Source organism: Paraburkholderia sp. MM6662-R1, assembly GCF_050436245.1.
Lineage (GTDB): Bacteria > Pseudomonadota > Gammaproteobacteria > Burkholderiales > Burkholderiaceae > Paraburkholderia > Paraburkholderia tuberum.
In genome coordinates, this window is the sequence record NZ_JBNDLV010000001.1 from 3,738,332 (window position 1) to 3,757,784 (window position 19,453).

General features: G+C 61.9%; 15 protein-coding genes, 2 tRNA genes and 1 pseudogene. 7 read left to right on the forward strand and 11 right to left on the reverse strand.

Features of this window, described 5'->3' with window-relative positions; genetic code table 11:
* Window positions 1-89: 89 nt before the first annotated feature.
* Window positions 90-1,742, forward strand: coding sequence for an exopolyphosphatase (gene ppx / locus OKW39_RS17775; RefSeq protein ID WP_429563130.1), 1,653 nt, complete (start codon window positions 90-92; stop codon window positions 1,740-1,742).
* Window positions 1,743-1,834: 92 nt separating this feature from the next.
* Here the strand turns inward: ppx and OKW39_RS17780 are convergent, their stop codons facing one another.
* The 5 genes from OKW39_RS17780 to OKW39_RS17800 all read right to left on the reverse strand — a co-directional run bounded on the left by OKW39_RS17780 (window position 1,835) and on the right by OKW39_RS17800 (window position 4,371).
* Window positions 1,835-2,647 carry a GNAT family N-acetyltransferase gene (locus tag OKW39_RS17780; protein WP_090801095.1) on the reverse strand — a complete coding sequence of 271 codons (813 nt, stop codon included), beginning with the start codon at window positions 2,645-2,647 and terminating at the stop codon, window positions 1,835-1,837.
* 155 nt (window positions 2,648-2,802) lie between these two features.
* Window positions 2,803-3,261, reverse strand: a complete 459-nt coding sequence (locus OKW39_RS17785; protein WP_018421227.1) for a SixA phosphatase family protein — start codon at window positions 3,259-3,261, stop codon at window positions 2,803-2,805.
* 212 nt (window positions 3,262-3,473) lie between these two features.
* Window positions 3,474-3,550 (reverse strand) — tRNA-Pro (locus OKW39_RS17790).
* A 101-nt stretch (window positions 3,551-3,651) separates the two neighbouring features.
* Window positions 3,652-3,810, reverse strand: a complete 159-nt coding sequence (locus tag OKW39_RS17795) for a DUF3309 family protein (protein WP_090801093.1) — start codon at window positions 3,808-3,810, stop codon at window positions 3,652-3,654.
* A gap of 384 nt (window positions 3,811-4,194) precedes the next feature.
* Entirely contained in the window at window positions 4,195-4,371 is a 177-nt protein-coding gene (locus OKW39_RS17800; protein WP_018421224.1) for a hypothetical protein, read from the reverse strand.
* A 178-nt stretch (window positions 4,372-4,549) separates the two neighbouring features.
* Here OKW39_RS17800 and OKW39_RS17805 point away from each other — a divergent pair, with 178 nt between their 5' ends.
* A complete protein-coding gene (locus tag OKW39_RS17805; protein ID WP_167368601.1) occupies window positions 4,550-4,717 on the forward strand; it encodes a hypothetical protein in 168 nt (55 codons plus the stop codon).
* A gap of 43 nt (window positions 4,718-4,760) precedes the next feature.
* Here the strand turns inward: OKW39_RS17805 and OKW39_RS17810 are convergent, their stop codons facing one another.
* From OKW39_RS17810 to OKW39_RS17830, 5 genes are all read right to left on the reverse strand, one after another.
* Window positions 4,761-6,143 carry an MATE family efflux transporter gene (locus OKW39_RS17810; RefSeq protein WP_429563499.1) on the reverse strand — a complete coding sequence of 461 codons (1,383 nt, stop codon included), beginning with the start codon at window positions 6,141-6,143 and terminating at the stop codon, window positions 4,761-4,763.
* Between the two features lie 26 nt (window positions 6,144-6,169).
* Complete coding sequence (locus OKW39_RS17815) at window positions 6,170-6,478, reverse strand: DUF2288 domain-containing protein (protein WP_090801091.1); 309 nt, start codon at window positions 6,476-6,478, stop codon at window positions 6,170-6,172.
* A 997-nt stretch (window positions 6,479-7,475) separates the two neighbouring features.
* Window positions 7,476-7,802 carry a hypothetical protein gene (locus tag OKW39_RS17820; protein WP_090801089.1) on the reverse strand — a complete coding sequence of 109 codons (327 nt, stop codon included), beginning with the start codon at window positions 7,800-7,802 and terminating at the stop codon, window positions 7,476-7,478.
* A gap of 94 nt (window positions 7,803-7,896) precedes the next feature.
* Entirely contained in the window at window positions 7,897-8,619 is a 723-nt protein-coding gene (locus OKW39_RS17825; RefSeq protein ID WP_429563131.1) for a peptidoglycan DD-metalloendopeptidase family protein, read from the reverse strand.
* 155 nt (window positions 8,620-8,774) lie between these two features.
* Window positions 8,775-9,683 (reverse strand): aldose epimerase, encoded by a 909-nt coding sequence (locus OKW39_RS17830; RefSeq protein WP_429563132.1) that lies wholly within the window; start codon window positions 9,681-9,683, stop codon window positions 8,775-8,777.
* A 586-nt stretch (window positions 9,684-10,269) separates the two neighbouring features.
* Between OKW39_RS17830 and OKW39_RS17835 the strand changes: the two genes are divergently transcribed.
* Both OKW39_RS17835 and OKW39_RS17840 read left to right on the forward strand, forming a co-directional pair.
* Window positions 10,270-11,100, forward strand: coding sequence for an undecaprenyl-diphosphate phosphatase (locus tag OKW39_RS17835; protein ID WP_090801083.1), 831 nt, complete (start codon window positions 10,270-10,272; stop codon window positions 11,098-11,100).
* A gap of 297 nt (window positions 11,101-11,397) precedes the next feature.
* Window positions 11,398-11,474, forward strand: a tRNA-Arg gene (locus OKW39_RS17840).
* A 1,126-nt stretch (window positions 11,475-12,600) separates the two neighbouring features.
* On the opposite strand, the pseudogene OKW39_RS17845 reads toward OKW39_RS17840, so the two are convergent.
* Window positions 12,601-12,828 (reverse strand): annotated as a pseudogene (locus tag OKW39_RS17845) (integrase); the annotation flags it as partial.
* Window positions 12,829-13,680: 852 nt separating this feature from the next.
* On the opposite strand from OKW39_RS17845, the gene OKW39_RS17850 reads away from it, so the two are divergent.
* From OKW39_RS17850 to OKW39_RS17860, 3 genes are read left to right on the forward strand one after another with little or no spacing between them, the layout of a single operon-like run.
* Window positions 13,681-15,099: a tyrosine-type recombinase/integrase gene (locus OKW39_RS17850; protein ID WP_429563133.1), complete on the forward strand. Its 1,419-nt coding sequence runs from the start codon at window positions 13,681-13,683 to the stop codon at window positions 15,097-15,099.
* Complete coding sequence (locus OKW39_RS17855; RefSeq protein WP_429563134.1) at window positions 15,096-18,449, forward strand: hypothetical protein; 3,354 nt, start codon at window positions 15,096-15,098, stop codon at window positions 18,447-18,449. Before OKW39_RS17850 ends, OKW39_RS17855 begins: the two co-directional genes overlap by 4 nt.
* A 1-nt stretch (window position 18,450) precedes the next feature.
* The gene (locus tag OKW39_RS17860; RefSeq protein ID WP_429563135.1) at window positions 18,451-19,110 is read left to right on the forward strand and encodes a hypothetical protein; all 660 of its coding nucleotides are present in this window, start codon (window positions 18,451-18,453) and stop codon (window positions 19,108-19,110) included.
* Window positions 19,111-19,453 lie beyond the last annotated feature (343 nt).

Genomic DNA, 19,453 nt, shown 5'->3' on the forward strand with positions numbered 1-19,453 from the left:
CGTCTGTCGTCAATATGACGCGCTACCTATGCGACGATACCGAACTCCCTGCGCCGCGAGGTGACACCGTGAAGGCTGCTACGCTTAGAATGGCGTCTTTGAACAGTGCGGCCGGCCGCGACGCGCACCATGCGCCGAAGGCGCCGGGCACGCGCGTGGCGCTGCCGGAGTCCGCCGCCACGCCCTCGGCCGCAGCCGCGGCGCTCGCGCGCATGGAGTACGCTTACCCGATGGTCAATATTCCTCATCTCCTCGCCGCCGTCGATCTCGGTTCGAACAGCTTCCGGCTCATCGTGGGCCGGGTCGAGGAAACCGACGCGGGCAGCCAGATCTATCAGGTCGACGCCTTGCGCGAGCCGGTGCGGCTCGCGGCCGGGCTATCGAGCGACAAGATGCTCGATCGCGCATCGCAGGTGCGTGGCTGGGACGCGCTGAAGCGCTTCGGCGAGCGGTTGCGCGATTTTCATCCGGACCACGTGCGCGCGGTCGCGACCAATACGCTGCGCATCGCGAAGAATGCGGGCGAATTTCTCGGCGAAGCGCAGGCCGCGCTCGGTTTTCCGATCGAAGTGATCGCCGGGCGCGAGGAAGCGCGCCTGATTTATGCGGGCGCCGCGCACTCGGTGCCGGCGAGCGCGGGCAAGCGGCTCGTCGTCGATATCGGCGGTGGCTCGACGGAATTCATCATCGGCTCGCACTACACGCCGATCATGATGGAGAGCTTGTATATCGGCTGCGTGAGCCATAGCCGCGCGTTTTTCCCGGCCGGCAACGTCGACGAGTACACGATGCGCCAGGCCGAGCTCGCCGCGCGCCGCGAAATCCAGATCATTTCCGCCGAATACAAGAAGACCGGCTGGGAGCAGGCGATCGGCTCGTCGGGCACCGCGCGCGCGCTCGCCGAACTGGTCGAGGCGAACAATTTCAACGATGCGGGCGTCACCCACGGCATTTCGCGCGGCGGCCTCGAGCGGCTCAAGCGCGCGCTGATCAAGGCCGAAAACGTCAACCGGCTGAAACTGATTGCGCTGAAGAGCGACCGCGTGCCGGTGCTCGCGGGCGGGCTGTCGATCATGATCGCGGTGTTCGACGAACTGGGCGTCGACTATGTCGACACCACCGACGGCGCGCTGCGCCTCGGCGTCATGTACGACCTGCTCGGCCGTTCGCAGCACGAGGACATGCGTACGGTGACGGTCGAGGGCTTCATGCGCCGCTATGGCGTCGATCGCCCGCAGGCGGGGCGCATCCGCGATCTGTCGACGAGCTTCTACGACCAGTTCGTCGAACCGGACGAGGAACGCCGCGCGGAAAACCGCATGTTCATCGGCTGGGCGGCGTCGCTGCACGAAATCGGGCTGTCGATCTCGCATAGCGCGTATCACAAACACTCGGCTTATATCGCGAGCAATGCCGATATGCCGGGCTTTTCGCGTACCGACCAGGCGCGCCTCGCCGCGCTCGTGCTCGGCCACGCGGGCAAGCTCGGCAAGCTGTCGCAGACGCGCGACGTCGAATGGCCGCTGCTGTTCTGTCTGCGGCTCGCGGCGTTGCTGTGCCGTCGACGCGCGGACGTCGGCCTGCCGGGCATCACGGTTGCTCAGGCGAACAGCGGCTACGAGGTGCGTTTGCCGAACGAGTGGGTCGCCAACAATCCGTTGACGGATTACAGCCTGATCCAGGAGGCGGCGGAGTGGGAGAAAGTCGGGATTCCGTACCGTGTCGTTTATACGGACGATTGACGCGATGCGGATCGACGCACGCGTCGATCCGCGGCGTGTGCACGAACAAAAAAGCCCTGCAAATGCAGGGCTTTTTCGTATCTCGGCGCAGCTTATCGCGGCAACGCATCGCCGAGGAAGTGCCGCGCATAGCGCGCGTTGATATCGGACAGACGGAACAGCGTCAGGAAATCCGCGGTATTGAAGTCGGGGTCCCACGCCGGTGCGCCGCAAATCTTCGCGCCGAGACGCAAGTAGCCCTTCACGAGCGGGGGCGGCGCGACGGCGGCACCCGTCTGCAGTTCGTCGACCGGCAGCGGCGTATGCGGGAACGCGCGATATTCGGGCGCGGTCAGCGCGTTGTCGCGCAGCGAGCAATACAGGTTCGCCGCATAGTGGCCGCCGTCGGCCATCGCGACGCTCGCGCAGCCGAGCATCGTCTCGTAGCCGTTGTGCTTCATGTACGCGGCGAGCCCAGCCCATAGCGACATGATCACCGAGCCGCTGCGATAGTCCGGATGCACGCACGAGCGGCCGACCTCGACCATCTTCGCGCGCAGATGCGTGAGACGCGACACGTCGAACTCGCTTTCCGCATATAGACGGCCGATGCGCGCGGCCTGATGCGGCGGCAGAGCGCGATACGTGCCGACTACTTTCAACGTGTCGAGATCGCGTACCAGCAAATGGTCGCAGTACGAATCGAAGGCATCGACGTCGAGGCCCGCGGGGCCGCTGAGGCGTGCGCCCATTTCGTCGGCGAAGACGCGATAGCGTAGACGCTGCGCTTCACGCAGCTCTTCGTCGGTACGCGCCCACGACACTTGCAGGCGATGCTGCGCGGTGACCGTTTCCTCGGCGCGCGGCAGACGGCGCGGTTCGAAAAGCGAGGTGAAGGGCAGGGTGGGCGTCGGCAGTTCTCGCATTGGCTGTCCTGGTCGAAAAGAGTGAGGGTTTCTTTTTTCGCCAATGTAGTAACGCGCGGTGACGCTCGCATGGCAAAGCCGTGACGATTGGATGACTGCCCGTAAGCCCTCGCGTGGGTGCCTGTAATGTCGGAGGTGTCGCGCGACACGCGCGCTCAGATCAGATCGGGGCTGATGGCGGCGCGCAACACCGCCTCATCTTCGCCGTTGCGCTCGCGGCTCTCGATCCACCAGATGCCGGCTTTTTTCAGTGGCCAGCTCGCGCGGCTGTCGCCGAGCAGTTGCGCGGCGACGTGGCCGAGCGTCGGTTGATGGCCGACGATCACCACGGTTTGCGCGATGCCGCCGGGCCAGCCGGCCGCTTCCAGGACGTCGTTCGCGCTCGCGTTCGGCGCGAGTTCGCGCACGACGCGGTACTGGTCGCTCAACGTCTCGGCGGTCTGGATGGTGCGCACGGCGGGGCTCGCGAGTATGACCGCGTCGTCGGGCAAACGGGCGCGCAGCCATTTCGCGGCGTTCTGCGCCTGCTTGCGGCCGCGCGTGGTGAGCGCGCGGGAGAGATCGCTCGCGGCGACATCTTCTGCTTCGGCGTGACGCCAGAGGATCAGGTCCATGGGAGTCTCCTTTTTGAGCGGCTTGGGATGGCGTTGCGGCCGGCTTGCGCGTCTTCGCAGCGAGGTACCTGCCTCAAGCACTGTCGCATGCGCGGGTGATGATTTGCAAGGCGAGTGCCTGACGGGTCGGCTGTCGGCGTCCACGTGAACGCGAGCCAAAAAAGCAAAAACCCGCGAAGCCGGAGGCTTCGCGGGTTTCGAGCTGCTTTTCGTGGTCGGAGCGATAGGATTCGAACCTACGACCCTCTGATCCCAAATCAGATGCGCTACCAGGCTGCGCTACGCTCCGACGAATCCGAGAGTATAGGGGGTGCGGGCAGGAGCGTCAATCCCTTGGCGGCACCAAAACCGCACGGGCAACGACGTTCACCATAGCGGGCTCGCGGTGGGCTATATACGCCCCATCAACAGCAGAACGATCACGATGATCAGCACGACGCCGACGAGTCCAGTCGGCCGATAGCCCCAGCCGCTGCTATACGGCCAGCTTGGCAACGCGCCGATCAGCAGCAGGATGAGCACGATTAGCAGGATGGTTCCGACGGTCATGGCGTTCTCCTTGTTGAGGGGGCCGCGAAATCGCTGGCCGCATCTTCACGCTGGTTTGGCGCGCGCGCCGCGACAATCGACGCGCGTGTCGCGCGTCTGTTGCTGGATCGGAACCAGCAAGGCATGTGCCCATCACCCGTTAAGCTCGATGCAGTGAGGCCTTGGACGAAAGCGCAGAAGGAGAGAGCGACGCAGGAAGCGTCGTCGTTCGATGTAGGTATGCCCAAAGAACCGGAAAGGCGTTGCGCACGTCCAGCGGACCTCGATGCGCGCAGGCGCCGCAACGCCGGTCAATGCGTCATCGAGCGGACGCGCGACTGACGCACCGTGACATGCCGGTGCCGCGGCCAGAGGCCATTCGGTCAGAGTCGAAGATCACCCGCATCAATGCCTTGGACGCCTCCAATGCGGCATATGTAGATGCTGATGCGTCCAGTGGTGCAGCATGCCCTCGCCATCGTGTTCACGCCGGTAGGCCCGCGATTCGAAGATCGACAACGCCACCAGCACGATCAGGCCTATTGCGAGCCCGATCAGGCCCGCGATCGATTCACCGTCCATGGCAGTCTCCCGGTAGGTTCAGCCATGAACCCATAGTAGCGCAGGTCCGGCGAAATCTCACGAATTGGAACGGGCGACGCACAAGGTGTGTGATGGCGTCGCCGAACGCGCTTTGCGGTTAGACTCTCGGCGCGCCGGCGGACGTCCGCCATCGCTTTGTCCCGGAGATGATTGCAAAATGACCCGCGTTCTGACTCTTGCCTTGCTGTTGTGCGCCGGCGTCGCCGGCTGTGCGGACAATCCGTCCGCGCATCGCGGCAGCCCACCACATGATCCCGCCGACTACCACGGCGTGCCCACCGACGATCGGCCGCCCGCGATGGTGCCCGCGCCCGTCGCGCAGTGAGCGCTCGTTGAAGTGAAAACGAGCGGGTGCGCAGCGCACCGCGCTAGGCAGCCGCAATCCCATGCGACACGCCCGGCAGGTAACGCGTGAGCGTTGCGCCACGCGTGGCCATGAAGATCAGCAGCGCGATCCACAGCCCGTGATTGCCGTGCCACGCGAGCAATGCCGACGACGCCGCCACGAACACCGCAAGCGACACCGCCATCGACATCATCAGCTCGCGCGTTCGCGTCGCGCCGATGAACACGCCGTCGAGCAGGAAGCCCCACACCGAAATGACCGGCGACAGCGCCGCCCACGGCAGATAGGTTTCGGCCGCGGCACGCACGGCGGCCTGATCGGTCAGCCGCTCGATGATCCACGCGCCCGCGCCCCAGTACACGCACGAGAAGCCGATCGCGCCGAGCGCCGACCACAGCGCGGTGACCTTGACCGCCTGCGCGAACGCGTGACGATCGCGCGCACCGATCGCCGCGCCGACCAGCGCCTCGGCCGCGTGCGCGAAACCGTCGAGCCCGTACGCCATGAAGGTCTGGAAATTGAGTAGCAATGCATTCGCGGCGAGCGTCGCGTCGCCTTGCCGCGCGCCGAGATGCGCGAACCAGCCGAACGACGACAGCAGGCACAGCGTGCGCACGAAGATGTCGCGATTGAGCACGACGAGCCGCTTCAGCGCGGCGGCGTCGAACAAGGCGGCGCGATTCAGCGCGGGCAGGCCGCGCGGCCTGCCGTGCCATAGCAGGGCGAGCCCGAGCACGAAGCCGAGCGCGTCGGCGGTCGCGGTAGCCGCGCCGATGCCGGCCACGCCCCAATGAAACGCGTACACGTACAGCAGCACCGCGGCGATGTTCACGCTGTTGATGAAGACCTGCGACAGCAATGCGAGCCGCACCTGCTGCGTGCCGAGCAGCCAGCCGAGTATCACGTAGTTGCCGAGCGCGAGCGGCGCGGCCCAGATGCGCGCGTGGCAATAAACCTGCGCGTGCCGCTGCACGGCGTCGCTGCCGCCGATCGCCCGCAGCGCATAGTCGATCAGCGGTTGCTGCACGAGCAGCACCAGTGCGCCGATCGCGGCCGCCATCAGCAGTGCGCGCACGACGGTGTTGCGCAACTCGTCGCTGCGGCCCGCGCCGTGCGCCTGCGCGACGAGGCCGGTCGTGCCCATGCGCAGGAAGCCGAAGCCCCAGAACACGAAGTTGAAGAAGAGCCCGCCGAGCGCGACGCCGCCGAGGTAAGAGGCGCTGTCCAGATGACCAGCGACGGCGGTGTCGACCGCGCCGAGGATCGGTTGCGTCAGATTCGCGAGGACGATCGGCAACGCGAGCGCGAGCACCCGGCGATGCCAGCGCACCGGCAGCGCGGGCGCGCTGGCTGGGTGTGAGGCGGTTTCGGATCGCGCGGCGGGGGGCATACCGGCATCGGGCATACCGGCATCGGGCGTCCTCGCGTCGTTCAAGAGCGCTCCTGCACGCACACCCAAGGAGAGACGACGACGGCCCACAGCTCGGGGTCGCGCGCGGCGAAATCGGCGGCCGTCTCCGACTGAACGCGCACGACGAGGCCGGAGGACAACCATTGGGCGACCCGGGTGGTGTCGTCGTTGGCGATTGCCTCGGCGACGCTCACGAGATCGAGGTCGCGCGCGACGTGCAGCAGTATGCCGCGCGCAAAAAAACGTTCGAGTTCGCTCCAGCCGATCTTGGCGGTTTCGCCGAGCAGCTTCGCATAAAGGGGGCTTTGGGAGGCGTCGTTGGAAGTCATCGTGGACAGGGTCGGACGGGGCCGTCACTATAAACTATTGGCAAGGACCGGCGGGCCGCGTGGCGGCCTTGCGCAACGCGCCGGGCGGCCTTTTATGCAGCGCGGACTGAATCGGATTCTGAACCTGGATGCCGGCGGATTCAACGACGGCGGCACACGAGGCGTGCCGCCCATCAGCACCGGCTATTAATCGTCCGAATATTCAAAACTGAAACGAGTTTGAATGCGGTTTCAATATTGTCGGCGGAATTGTCAATGTTAAAGATTTCACTATTCGCGAATTTGTTGTGAAAACGTATCGGCGCTTATTCGGAAGAGCTGCCGCGACTAATCGATGCGTTACGTGCGTTTGCGCACCAAGTTAATATTCGCAAGCCAAAGCGGCGTTATTGCCGAATGAGTTAGTGTTATTCGGCCAGACGTCTTTCCTCTGCTGGTTCGGCGGGACTTTCCGCCGATAGCCCAGGAGCATTAGCCGGTGCGATACTCCGACATTCCTGGTTTGAATGATTTGGCGTGTGGAGTATCCCAGCTGCGGCGCATTAAGCCGGTCTGATTCCGACATTTCCGATTCACGGATTGCGGAATCCGTACGCCGTGTAACATTGGCCGCAAAATTAATCCATTGCGCTTGGAAATGCAGATTGTTAGATTTCGTTCTGGCGCATGGTGAACCGGTCCTTTGCCGATATGCGCCGAACCCCCGTTAGCCCGGCCTCGTGCCGGGCTTTTTTTTGAATGGATTTACGCGGATGTTTAACCTGCCGCAGCGATCTTCACCGCGAATTCACATGTGCGGCCGATGATGGCGGATTATTTGTTTCGGCGTGAGACTCATGACCGGGGTGATCATTTTTGTCGGCGTGTGGCTAATCGCGCTCGCGTTGCTGGTGTGCTTCGCCGCGCGCATCGATCCGCGCTCCGGGCGCTGGCGACGCCGTTAAGCGGTGACGCTCTGCCGCTCGGCGGCCGCGCGGGCCGCACGGCGCGCGGCCTTTTACTGCTTGCAGCGGATGACCATCGAACGGTTTTTCACATTCGCGCCGAAAATCCCACCGATCGTGCCGCCCGACGTCGCGCCGTTGTCGACGTCTTTCGAAACCACGTCGTAGCCGTAGTTGCCGCAGGTTTCGCCCGCGCGCTTGTAGCACTCGGCCCAGCTCGTGCTGGCATCGCTGCCGCTGCAGTTGATCGCGAAGCCGGTGTCGCCGCTCGGCAGATAGGTCATCGTGGTCGTGGTCGAGCAGCCGCCGAGGCCGCCGAGCGTCAGGAGGCCAAGACTGATCGTCGCAGCCGCCGCGACGCGCGCCAATGGGCTTTTCATTTCAGATTCCTTGCAAATAACGGAAGGGCGTGGCGCGCAGCCACGCCGCTTCGAATTGAGCGTTTATAGCACGGCGGGTTCCCGCGCCCGCCGCCTAGCGCGGTGGCAGTTGTTTCGACGGATCGATCGAACGGCCCTGGTAGCGCAGTTCGAAATGCAGCATTACGCGATCGGTATCGGTGTCGCCCATTTCGGCGATTTTCTGGCCGCGCTTGACCGATTCGCCTTCCTTCACCAACAGCGCGCGGTTATGCGCGTAAGCGGTCAGATAGTCGGCGTTGTGCTTGAGGATCAGCAGATTGCCGTAGCCGCGCAGACCGTTGCCCGCATAGACGACGGTGCCAGGCGCCGCCGCGACGATGGGCGTGCCGGCCGCCGCGGCAATATCGATACCCTTCGAGTTGCCGCCGTCGAAACGGCGGAACACCGTGCCGTCGGCCGGCCATACCAGCGAGATCGGCGCGGGCGCGGTCGCCGGCGCAGTGTCCGCGGGCGCAGGACGCGGCGCGGCCGCCGCGCTCGCGCTGCCACTGCTGCTACCGCCACCGCCGCTGCGGATCGCGCCGCTCGTCGACGCCGCGCCGCCCGGTGGCGCGACGCGCAGCACCTGGCCGACCTCGATACTGTCGGGATTGGTCAGGTTGTTCCAGCGTGCGATGTTCTGCACCGATTGCCGGTTGCCGCGCGCGATTTTCGACAGCGTGTCGCCCCGTTCGACCCGGTAGTAACCCGGCCCCACCGGCGCCGACCCGCACGCGGCGAGCAGCGCGAGCAATGCCGCGCAGCCGAGTCGTTTGATTCTTGTCGTTTCCAGCATTGGACCTCGCAAAGCACTGCCGCGCGCTGATCCCGATCACGCGGCACAGACTGACAAAGCGTTCGATTCTAACGGTTTTGTGTTGCGCCCCCCCCGGCGAGGGGAGCGAAGTGGCGGGCGGCCGCTTCGAGCGGCTCGCCGCCGGCGCCGGCGTATCAGCTGGTCTTCTCGACGGCAATGCGCAGTGCCGCCGTTTCGGTTTGTCCCGGCTCGAGCCAGCGCAAACCTCGGCCGTTGTGGATCGCATCGGGCAACCCGAGCCACGGCTCCACGCAGTAAAAGTCCGACTGCGGCGTTTCAGTCCACGTCGTCACCGCGTACCAGGGCACCGAGCCGGGCCGCTGCAGATCGATCGTGATCACGCGATCGATGCCCGGCGCCTCGACCCTCACCGGTCGATCGGGCGTGCCGGTCAGGCAATGGAAGCGGTCGTAGATGCGGTCTTCGTCGAGCGTGTAGCTCGCTTCGCCCGGCTCGGCGGGGCTGATGGAGCCGTCCTCGAGCTGACGGCACCGCTCGGTGCGCGGCAGTTCGAGCGTCGTTTGCGCGCGCTGCGTGTGCGGCAGCGTGAAGTAGAAGTGATGGCCGGCGTAGTAGGGCAGGCGCGCGTCGCCGGTATTGGTGGTGGTCAGCGTCACGTCGAGCGTGCGCGGATCGATGAGCTCGTAGGCGGCCTCGAAGCGGAAGCCGAACGGATAGGAGCCGCGGGTCGCTTCACTGTCGGTCAGAACCATCCGTAGGCCGGCGCCATGCACGTCGGCGTGAGGCTCGAACGGCAGGTCGCGCGCGAAGCCGTGCATCGGCAACTCGCGCACGGTGCCCCGCGCGTCACGCCAATAGCCGATCTTGCCGTCGACGCGATGACGGCCGAGAAATGGAAACAGCAGCGGATTGCCGCCGCGAATCCGCGCGGGCACGCTCCAGTCGGCGTGCTCGGGCCAGTGAATCACCTCTTCGCCGTCGATCGTCCACGACAGCAGACGGCCGCCGGCTTGCGGCGAAAAACGGAGCACCGAGGCGTCCTGGGCGATCTCGAGAATGTCCTGTTCCGGGGAGAGGGGCATGGTCAATAGCTAGCCAGATAGAGGTTGAGGGTCGCGCAAAGCGGCCGCGTGGGTCGGCCGTTGCATCTGCATGGAAGCGGCGTTTTGCGCCATTCGCTGCGACTGCGTCTCGCGCGGCGAAACCGCGATTTTGCGCTGCTTTGCGCTACGGGGAAACCCTTCCCGGGAAATTGCGGGTGTCGGAAAAGGGAGAATCCTATTGATAATCCGTCGGAGCGTCCGGTCCATCCGACTCCCGGGCGAATCGGCTCAGGAGGCATCATGGATCTCGCAACGGCAATGGCGGTGGCCTTATTCGGTATATTCACCGCCAGCACGTACTACTTCTTCCACTCTCTCAAGCGCTGATCCGCTGGTTTCATTCCCTGCTTTCGCAGCACGCGCGCGACGAATCCGCCGCCCGCTTTCTTGCTCTCGCGTAACAACGGTGTCGAGTTGTGACGCGGCGCGTCAATATCTCTCCGAATGTGGCCTAACCGCTTGGCGCTGGGTGTGTAGCCAGGCATAATCGGTGCGCCTTTGACGCGCCGGCTCCCCCTTTTGTGCGGCGCGCAGTTCTCGACACTTTGCTTACAAGGACCGCCGCGTGAACCTGTCGTTTCTCATTTTTCTGAGCGTGCTGCAAGGCGTTACCGAACTGTTTCCGGTGAGCAGCCTTGGCCACACGCTGCTCGTGCCAGCCCTGTTCGACATGCATATCGACAAGCATGCGCCGCAACTGCTGCCGTTCCTCGTCGCCCTGCATCTCGGCACCGCGTTCGCGCTGCTGTGGTACTTCCGCGCGCGCTGGTACGCGCTGGTGCGCGGTTTCTTAGCGTCGCTCGGCGGCCGCCGCAACGACGACGGTCACATGATGTGGGCGCTGATCATCGGTACGATTCCGGCGGGCCTCGTCGGTCTCGTGCTGGAAAAGCGCCTCGAGGCGCTTTTTCATGATCTGCGGATCGTCGCGATTGCGTTGATCGTGAATGGCGTGCTGCTGTGGTTCGGCGATCGTCTGCAACGCGCGCGCGCGCATCAACCGCCGGAAAAGCTGACGTTGCGCCAGGCGTTCTTCGTCGGCCTCGCGCAGATTGGCGCGCTGATTCCGGGCTTCTCGCGCAGTGGCCTGACGATGATCGCCGGCAATGCGGCCGGCCTCACCACCGAGAAAGCCGCCGAGTTTTCGTTCTTGCTCGGCACGCCGATCATTTTCGCGGCTGGCGTACTCGAACTGCCGAAGCTGCTTCACGCGCCGAGCCAGCTTGCCGACGCGGTGCTCGGCGGCGTGCTGACCGCGATCGCAGCGTACCTGAGCGTACGTTTCCTGATGCGCTATTTCGAAGGCCGCGGACGTCTCGCGTCGTTCGGCGCGTACTGCGCGGTCGCGGGGATCCTGTTCCTCGGCTGGTTCATGCTGCATCCGCAGCCGGTCTGAGCGCGCCGGGCGATCGGTTATAATCCGGGCCCGGTTGGTTGCAGGTCAGTTAGAATTTTAGTTTGTGGGAAATCGGGCGGCTCGCCGCGAGTGCCGGTTTCATGCAGATATCGATCCATACGGCAGTAGCTCAGCTGGATAGAGCATCGGCCTTCTAAGCCGAGGGTCGGGGGTTCTTATTGCGGGTGGTTGGCATTGCGTATTTCTAATATCCTCGGTTTCCCTGTGCGACGGTAGCTCACGGGTACTTACAAGACCTTTTCTTCAGTCGCATATTGTAAAAATTCAATGTTTTGACCGCCCTTAGCTCAGTTGGATAGAGCAACGGCCTTCTAAGCCGTAGGTCACACGTTCGAATCGTGTAGGGCGGGCCATATTTATATTAAGAATCAAAGACTTAGGGTTAGTAGCTGCGGGTCGGACGTTGTCCTGACCTGCAGATGGACAGACCGACGGCCGTCACCTCTCGCCGTGGCAAGTCAAAAATTTCGGGCAACATCGGGCTAGTCAAACGGCCCTGCACCGCTTTCACGGTGGGTTTTGACGTTGCCGCATCTCTCATTTGGGGCAGAGCCGGCAAAGCCGGCGGCATCAGCTTCAAGTGTGTACAACTTCGGAACCGCCGTTAGGCGGCTGTCCACGCCCTTGTGGTGTGGGCAGCGAAGTTGTGCACACGGCGAACTCGCACTGCGACCAAACAGAATGAACTTATCAATTTTGCCCCTTGACACTTCATCGCCTAGGCGGCCTAAGGTGTCACATGACCATGATTACCGGTTGGTCGTCGTTGACCGGTCACGGCCCCTCACTGAGCCGCTTCGAGAAGCTGACGGGCGCATCGGGCGCCAGAAATCGACAGGGGGCAGACGGGGCTTAGTGCGTGTCCCGAACCCCCTCGCAAGCTAGGGGTTTCGAGCCGACTGGATCGACGCTGGTATCACCAGATGGAAAGCGTCGGACGCGGAGTTCCTTGTTGCCTTTCATGGTGCCGGCGCCCTAGACGGCGAATTCCTCGTTGTTCACCGCTTCAACAACCTGACTGGCGCTGTCGCGAGCAAGCGATGGCGGCCGCGCCGTGACCGGCCGGACCGAGCGAGGCAACGGCTGGTGTGGAGGGGAGCCATCGCCGGCGCGTCACTTGTGAACCACGCTGCAGCAGGTACTGCCCGAGCGCCGCGAGCGTGAGCCGCCGCGCCACCGTGCCGGGCCGTGCCCCTTGCCGATGAGGCGCCCACGCAGTCGCCATTCGCCTCTGGCATCGACTGGGATGTCGCCCGCCGAACGTCGCGCTGACCAGGCAATGCGCCCGCAGTCCCGTCCCGTACAGAAAGTCCAGCAGGAAGCGCAGGCGCTGCGCGACGGATGCCAGGCAGCCGTGAGATCCCTCGAGTGGGTCTGCGAGGCTGCGCACCGCCTGACATTTGCTGTCGGCCAACGCGCGCCTTATCGAACGGCGCCGTACGCTGCCCGCCGCGCTGTCATCCCGGCGAACGGGATCGCCGAACACATCGCGCTGCTCGGCCAGCCAGCGAAACAGTGCGTTCAGCACGACGAGCGCGTAGGCGGCCGAGCGGGGCGACAGATCGCGCGCGAAGGGCCGCCATTCGGGCGAGCCGCGCGGGCGCGGCGGACCAGTCCAGCGCGCCCGTGGCGCCGGGTGCCGCAGGAACGCCGGTGCGCGATCGCATCGTCCGTTGCGAGCGATGAGAGCGGCTGGTGTCGCTCGACGTGATCTAGCCCGGGATGTGCTATAGGGTTAACGCGTGATGTGGAATTTTAAGTATATAGTTAAGTGTTGCGCTTTTCGCATTTATGGTTATACACAGACAAAATTGACGTCGTTTCAACGATCAAAACACCACTCTGTTGATGTTTATTCGATTTCGGGGGTTGACCGATGATCTGGACTGGGGTTATAACGGCAGAACTCTTTTGGGCGGCAGCAACTGTATCGATAGGAGTACTTGAGTTTTCGTTTCCGCCCACCCACGACTGAGTGGCTAAGCCTGGGCAGAAGCGATGGGCAAGTAGGCGCTACATTCAACGTCACGGAGGATGTTGTGAACACTACGTGTCTTGACGGAAGCGGGCCGACTGTCGGTGAGGGCTTGTTGCAACTTACCGCTATCGCGACGCACTTGGGGCTATACGAGTCGTCGGTCAGACTTGGCGTTTTTCTATGTAGGTCGGGCTTAAGGAAAGGCGAGGCCTTGAAGTTGGTGGATGGCGGAGCGGGGACACTTTCAATCAGAACAGTGACAGGAGGTATCCCGCTTTCGAGACGGCAACTTCGACTATATATATAGGATTGCTTAATTCTATAATTGAATCCGTCCAAGACTGAAGGACTCAGCGTAGGCAGAAGTGCGGTAGGCAAGCAGGCTCTACATTCAACTTCATGGAGGGATGTTGCGACCACTACGTATCTTGACGGAAGGGCGCGCAGCCGCGATGTACTCGCTGACCGGTGCCCGGGCTACATTAGGCCCCGTACACATGTGACGCCCTTCCTAAATGCCCACAGATTCGCGCATTTTGCGCCTCATCTGCTTCTGATTAAGTTCCATACCGGGAGGCCACATGTTCAGGAACGTTACTCTCCGGAGGTACGAGAAGGATGGCCAGACCACATGGCGGCTACTCGGGCCGGCCGGGCTGCTGCTGCACGCCTTCAGCGCCTTCGCAGACTCGCTGCTACGCAAGCATCCGTTCACCACTCGAGAAATCTACTGCAGATTCCTGGCAGAGTTCTTCGACTACCTCTTCGAGGCCGCAGCCGCGCTTCAAGCGGCTGAGCCGCAGCAGCGGTTCACGAGACTGGTGTTGGAGGAAATCATCGAGGCCTACGACGACTATCTCGTATTGGGCAGTGCCTCCGGTAAGCGATTCGCAAAGCTGGTTAACGCCTCGAAGCCATCTCCCAAGCATGCATCCACGACCTCGGCGCTGATGCATGCGCCCGTGCGCAAGTTCCTTCGACTCTCCGAACAACTCCGGAAGGAGATTGAAGAGATGACTCGCGAGGGGCTGGCAAGCATTGAAGCTGATTCCGAACCGTTGCTACGGGGGTTGGATTCCTGGGTCGATGTTTCCCCGCAGCAAAGACTCGCCATGTCTGCGACTTCAATGATTGCCGGCGTCATTTCGGGCGGACCGCGCCTTCTTCGAGCCGCTGTTCTTCCGACAGTATCTCCGCAGGTGCCATATGAAGAGAGTCGCGCATTCCCCTTCGATTCGATAGAGCCTTTCATCAACGAATTGCCTACCTACAGAGACAAGACCATTTACTCGCTGCTAGCGGCATGTGGCTGCCGCATGCACGAGGCGTTGCAGGCTCTTTTCGATGACGTCGACGTAGCCGCTGGCACATTTGCGCTTCGGGATCCGCGGTTGCGCGCCGCTCACCCGAGTTACGTTGCCTTGTCGCCTGTGGAGCGCGATAAGCTCGCGTGGAAGGGACGAACAACCGAGAAGACCATGCTCATCGAGCCCTTCTCGTCGATGTTCTTCACGAACCTTGAGCATTATCTCCGCGAGGAGTACATCCCCCATGGACTCCATCGATTCGTCTTCCAGTACATGCGAGAGCAGGAAGCTGGAGCGCCTTACTTCCTAAGCCGGGCAAGCTCGCGCCAGGATACGTTTAAGAAAGCCGCAGCAGCAGCGGGCATTGAAGCTGACGTCCATGGGCCACACTCCCTTCGACACTCCTACGGGACCTATTTGCTCAATTATTTCCCGCGTCTCAATGGCGACTATGGGTTGCCGCTTCCGCTAGTGCAGCAATTGATGGGGCACGAAGACGTCAAGTCGACGCTCAAGTACGCCCGCTACGACGAGAACTTGATGAAGCTTGAGTTGCAGCACGCCAACGCCATGGTGTTTGCCGGTGCGACGCCCAAGTCCATCGTGCAGCTGAAGCTGGAGGCACTGAACGCCCAGGTGATGAAGGTGGAGGAAGAGCTGCGTACGCATCCATTGAAAGGGAGACCTTCGTGATTAACACGACGAAAGACGACATCGTCTTCGGCTGCAGCGGCAAGGCCCTTGACGCCGCCGTCCGGTGCGCCATGTCAGATGCTGCTCACGAGTTGCTGAGGATACTTGGTCTGACTGTCACCGATCTCGCCACTGTCTCGACAAAGACGAAGGTACGCGCCAGTTTTGCGAAGTTCGCCCTGCTGCATACATTGAAGGTGAAGAGGCAGACCTTCGACGAAGAATATGTTCGAGCCGCGCTGCGATACCACATGACAACCTATATAGAGGTCGACCAATCGTTGTTCAACGCGGTAACTCTGGGAAAATGCAGCACAGCATTCGAATTTAAGCTGTCGTACGCGAGGCACATCAAGCGTGGCGTAGGGATGTTCCTCGTCGCACTGCACAGCCGACGGGCTATCACTTTACCCTTGGGGTTTGACTGGCCGTTCACTTTTATGGGGGACCTCGGTAACTACGATGTGGCGCTGGAATTGAGTTCGGAACTTCTAGCTTTCGTACGCTCGCTGACGCGGCACGACACCGACTTGCCGCATCCAGCATTCGCGTCTGTCGGAACGCTAGAGAGTCGGCGGCATTGGTTCCTGACTTACGGCACCAAACTATTGGTCGCAACGGGATGGCATGCTCCTTCCGACGCGAACCTCGACGATCTTCTTGCAATCAAGGAAGCAGAATGGGCCTCGGGTATCTGGGCAAACAACGTGTACGGCGCGCTGCTTGATGTGCTTCATGAGAGGTTCGGGCCAGCGTTCGGCGTCACTCCGGAATCCTGGAGTGACGCGACGCGAACCATGTTCAACCTCCATCGCATTCAGGCCAAGCCCCGCTTCGGACCGATGTTTACCAGTGAAGCAGGAGAACTCCGAAGCGACCAGGATGTGCTCGCTGAGATTCTGAAGGCAACCCCGGCAAGCGCATCTGAGGAGGCAATACGTGCGGCGCCTCGGCTGCCGGGGCTGCCTGTTGAATTGGACAAACTCGCCGCCAGATGGTTGGAGCTTGAGGCCGTCTATATGCAGGTGGTCCAACGCGAGAGTTACAAGGAGATTCGTCAGGCTTTGGGCTACCTTAACATTTACCTTTTCCTCTATCTTCCGTACTGGTTTCACCGAAATCCTGGCACGTTGCTGAAATTCCCTGACGAGCCGCGCAAGCTGATAGCGAGCGTGTTCGTCTCAAGGTTGATGGTCCCCGACGGCGAAGTGCCGAAGACATTCATCGAGGTAATGAACGCCATACACGCCCACCGCAAGTGGAACAACAATGCGTACTACGGTCTCCTAAAGAACGTAGAGATATTCTTCGATTTTCTGGACGGGCACAGCGAGGATTTGCCCGGCTGCGCTGGCTTCCGTCAGCCAATCGCCGACTATGTTTACCCGTCGACTACAAATAGTCGGGGGACCAATAAACGGCCGGTTCCTCGACGCCTGTTTGGAGTCTTGCTTGACTATGTGGAGGCGCTCCGGATGCATCTATACGTGGTTAACTTCGGCATCCTAAATGGTGACTTTTCTCCCGAGGAACTGGAACGAGACATTGCTCGATGTGGAAATCTCATCGATACCTACTCTACCGCTGCGCTGGTTGGATTCATCCCGGTCTTGTTCCGAGAGAACAAAACCATTCCGCTGAGATACATCCCTAACTGCCTTGCCATGGAGCCGTTCTCTTTGGTTTGTGGTGGGCGAAAGAAGCTGCCACAGCCTCACGCGCTCAATCAAATCCTGGTCGCTCTGTACACCGGCCTTCGTCACAACCACATCCAGTGGCTTGACGCCAGGAACTTTGACTCCTGCGTCACAGAGGAAGAAGATGAATTCGCATTGCTTTATGTCAACACGGACAAGACGATGCGAAAGGCCTGGAAGCCGCACGTGAATTTTCGGGTCATCGATGTGCTTCGTAGTCAACGGTCGTGGCGGAGCCTGATAGCCTTCCCTGAGGAGCTCCATCACTATAACGGTAACCCCGCGACCAAGTGGCCGCCGATTCTTCCGCTTTTCGCTGCATTCTCAAGCGGCCGACCGCATTCCGACTCACGATACGACCGGGTATGGCAGGAGTTGATAGGCGCCATGGAGGGGATGCTGCCAGAACTTGGACTGTCAGGTTTGCAAAGGCTTTGTGCCTTGGAGCCGCCCGGTGTCACCTTCAACGACCCGGACGCTCGACGAAAACGCGAGGAATATGGTCAGAAATGCAAGCGGGTTTGCGAGCTGGGGACAAAGAGCGAAATTACGCCACACAGCGCACGCGTGACCGTCGTATCCCAGTTTTCGACTATCCTGCCTGCTGACATGATTGGCTCGCGCATCACGGGCCAGGCCCCCGGAACTGTCTACTATTACGTCAAGCTCGACGAGGAACAGTTGGCTACGGAGCAGACGCATCAAGCCATGGCCATGCGGGAAGGGGCCTATCGCAACGGGTTCGAGACGCTGGCAGGCACTAGCAGCAAGTCAAGCGCCTTCATTCAAGCAGACAACGTGAACTCAAACCTCGCCCGGAGCCTTCGTGCAAATCTTCCGGAGACCCTTATCTCGTATGGGTGCGTAAGCATCACGATGAACGAGGGCGCCACGAGCGGCCTCGATGTCCTTCGCGAGACGCGGGGAGCGAACGCGGCAGAGAACAAAACCGAAATCTGCCCCTACGGCAACCACTGTCCACCCGAGGTGGTGAAGCAATGGCGCGGAATGCACCGATGCGGTCTATGCCAGTACGCTGTTCGCTCGATCGACCACCTGCCAGCAGTTGCTGCCAAAGTGCGGAAGTTCGATGAAACGCTCGATGAATTGACCACGAAGATAGAAGATGCACTCGACGCAGACCGTCCGCGCTACACTGACACGGAACTGGACCGACTCGAAGACGAGCGTAGTCGGTTGGCGGAAGAGCTTGCGGGGTGGAAGCTCTCCGAAGAGGTACTGGATGCAGCCCGGGTACGCATCGCGATGGGGCAAGACGACCGGCGATGGTTCGTGCAGAAGCCGGAAATCATCCTGCAGGACCTGCAGCGGGTTGCTGCGCCTTCGAATCTCACGGCCTACTTGCTGGCGCGCCTGGGAGAATGCATCGCCTACCCGACAACAGAGAGCCCCCAGATTCGTGCACGGTTTGACCTGCTTCGCCGAGAACTGCTGGCCCGTGGCGGCAAACTGAGGAAGGCCTTTGACGCTGTTATACCAGCCAACCCTGCTGCCGAGTGCGCCGGTCTCCTGAGAACGCTGGTCCACGCGAATGGCCTGGGCTACGACGAGATCGTGAGCTTGCTCGAAAGCGATGGACACCTGGCCAACCTGCCTGCTTCACCGCCGCTCCTACTCTTGCAAGAAGATTGACGTGGCGAAGGGACGTAATACCTTTGAGAGGTACCAGCAGGCCAGGCAGGAGCGGCGCGAGCGGCTCATCGATCAGTTCCTGAATCAGCTTCAGTCCTCACGCGTCAGATTCGAGCACGTGACTGGACTGGCTGATATGGTCGCGATGCACATTTCGCATCAGGAACAGCATCCCTGCAACAAGGCGACGCTGCTTAGGAACAAGCGCTATAAGGCGCTTCTTCTCACGTTCATGGCTGCACATCTTGGGGCGGGAACGAAGAACCTCCGCTTAAATGACCTGACCGACGACAAATCGAAGGCGCTGGTGACAACAGCCCAGCTGGAAGCAGGGAATCTTAGAAGAGAAGTCGAACGTCTCAATGCGTACATCGGTTACCTGGAGAAACGGCAGGCGGGAGAACCACCTCGGGACCATCCGGCGCATTCCAGCGCGGATGTTGAGAAGGCGACCCGGTCCCTGCGCGAGGCGCAGCTCAAGCACACGCGTACCTGTCAGGCGTTGTTTGCAGTGCTCCGCCACCTGAGCCAGGCCCTTTCGGCCGACGCAGAGCATCAGCGAATCATCGACCTCTCACGCTTGCGTAATAACGTAGTTGTCGATGCAGCTATCGCCGGACCATTCTTTGAGTGGCTGGCCGCTAACAAGGACGTCGGCTAGGAGGACTCGTGAAAAGCGGGAAACAAATTGGCTTGTCTCACCTGGCGACGCTCGATGCCCATTTCGCGGACGGCAGAGCTCTACCCGTGACCGTCAATGGCGCGCTGAACCAGACGGAGCTGTCCAGAGCCACGGGCATACCGAAAAGCAGCTTCTACCAAAATCCCAGGGTTAAGGAGAGGCTCGAGGCGGCTCGGTAGGAGCAAGGCGTTGACTGGCAGGGCGAGCGCTAAGCCCAGCCGAAGGCGGGCAACGAAGCGCCCGGCGCAGCGTTGCCCGCAGGGGCTACGGCGAGCCCGGGCACGGTGGTCCTCGAACGGTGCCTGCATCGCCTGGAGCGGCA